Genomic DNA, 1959 nt, shown 5'->3' with positions numbered 1-1959 from the left:
CCGCGGCCGCGGCGCCCGCGCCCGCCTGGCGTCCGCCGCCGCGTGCCTCGTGCTCGGGCTGGGCCTGCTGGGCGGGGCGGCGGTCGGCACCTGGGCCACCGGCGGTGACAGCCCGCCCGACGCCGAGGCGGCCGCCTACGCCCACGCGTGGGCCGCCTGGCACAGCGTGCCCGTCGACGACCTGTTCCCGCCCACGCTGCGCGGCGACGGCGCGGGCCCGGGCGGCGCCGACCGCGTGTGGACCCGCGTCGCGGTCGCGCCGGACAGCAGCTGCGGCGGGGCGTTCGACCCGCTGCTCGCCAAGGCGCTGGCGCCCGTGGGCTGCGGCCGCCTGCTGCGCGCCACGTACGCCGACGCGACCAGCACCAGCGTGACGACCGTCGGGCTGCTGGTGACGCGCGCCGACGCGGACGGCATGCGGGCGCTCGCCCGCCGGTTCGCCGCCGAGCGGCTGGGCGACCGCGCCGACCTGCTGCCCCGCCCGTACCCGGCGCCGGGCACCGCGGCCGCGGGCTTCGGCGACGCACAGCGCGCCAGCTGGCACATCGAGGTCCTGACCGACCTGCCGACCGTCGTCTACGCCGTCACCGGCTTCGCCGACGCCCGCCCCGTGACCGACCCGCGGCCCGCCGCCGAGGCCACCCGGCGCGGGGCCACCTCGGCGCCCGCGCAGGCGGGCCTCGGCCACGCCGCGCGCGGCGTGGCGGACCTGGCGGAGCACGCCTTCCGCCAGGCCGTGGCCCGGACGAGAAAGGCATCCCCATGAGGGTGAGAGCGCCGGCCGCCCGGCCCCCGCGCGTGGCGCGGGCCGCCCGCCGCGCCGTGGTCGCCCTGCTGGCCCCCGTGGTCGCCCTGCTGCCCGCCGCGGTCGCGCTGCCCGGCTCGTCCGCACGCGCGGACGGCATACGGGCGCAGGAGTGGGCCCTGGACGCCATCCACGCGCGTGACGCCTGGCGGACCACCAGGGGCGCGGGCGTGACCGTCGCGGTGCTCGACACGGGTGTGGACGGCGACCACCCCGACCTGCGGGGCCGGGTGCTGCCCGGTACCGACCTGGTCGGCTTCGGGGCGCGGCGCGGCGAGCGGGCGTGGGCCCGGCACGGCACGGCCATGGCCGGGATCATCGCCGGGCGCGGGCACGGCGCGGCGGACGGCGACGGCGTCGTGGGCGTGGCACCCGAGGCCCGCGTCCTGCCGGTGCGGGTGATCCTGGAGGACGCCGACCCGGCGCGCGAGAAGGCCCGCGCCACCCGCGGCGGGGCGCTCGCGGACGGCATCCGCTGGGCGGCCGACCACGGCGCCGACGTGATCAACCTGTCGCTGGGCGACGACAGCGAGTCGGCGCACCCCGAGCCGCGCGAGGACGCCGCCGTGCAGTACGCGCTGCGCAAGGGCGTGGTCGTCGTCGCCTCCGCGGGCAACGGCGGCGGCAAGGGCGACCGCGTCTCCTACCCGGCCGCCTATCCCGGCGTGATCGCCGTGACCGCCGTGGACCGGTACGGCACCCGCGCCGCCTTCTCCACCCGCCGCTGGTACGCCACGCTCAGCGCGCCCGGCATGGACGTGGTCATCGTCGACCCCGACCGCCGCTACTACGAGGGCTGGGGGACCAGCGCGGCCGCCGCCTTCGTCTCCGGCTCGGCCGCGCTCGTGCGCGCCGCCCACCCGGGCCTGAGCCCCCTCCAGGTCAGGCGGCTGCTGGTGGACACCGCCCAGGAGGCCCCGGAGGGAGGGCACAGCGACGAACTCGGCGCGGGCCTGGTGGACCCGGCGGCGGCCATCGCGGCGGGCGCGAAGCTGCGGCCGGACAGCGGGCGGCCCGCCGTCGGCGCGTACCCGCGGCGCTACTTCGGCGCGGGCCCGGCACCGGCCCGCACCGCCCACCGCGACAGCGGTCCGGGCGCGCCGGCACTCGCGGCCGCCTCGCTCGGAGCGGTGCTGCTGGCCGCCGCCGCCCTG

Annotated in this window: 2 protein-coding genes; both read left to right on the top strand. The window is 80.5% G+C overall.

Annotated elements, in window-relative coordinates; genetic code table 11:
- Window positions 1-25: 25 nt before the first annotated feature.
- Window positions 26-766 (top strand): hypothetical protein, encoded by a 741-nt coding sequence (locus tag RKE29_RS29630; protein ID WP_312008801.1) that lies wholly within the window; start codon window positions 26-28, stop codon window positions 764-766.
- Window positions 763-1959: type VII secretion-associated serine protease mycosin (gene mycP, locus RKE29_RS29625; protein ID WP_312008799.1), on the top strand; the 1197-nt coding region annotated here is incomplete at its 3' end. The genes RKE29_RS29630 and mycP, both read left to right, overlap by 4 nt.

This window comes from Streptomyces sp. B1866, from assembly GCF_031932565.1.
In the GTDB taxonomy this organism is placed as follows: domain Bacteria; phylum Actinomycetota; class Actinomycetes; order Streptomycetales; family Streptomycetaceae; genus Streptomyces.
This window is presented reverse-complemented; position numbering and strand designations above follow the sequence as displayed.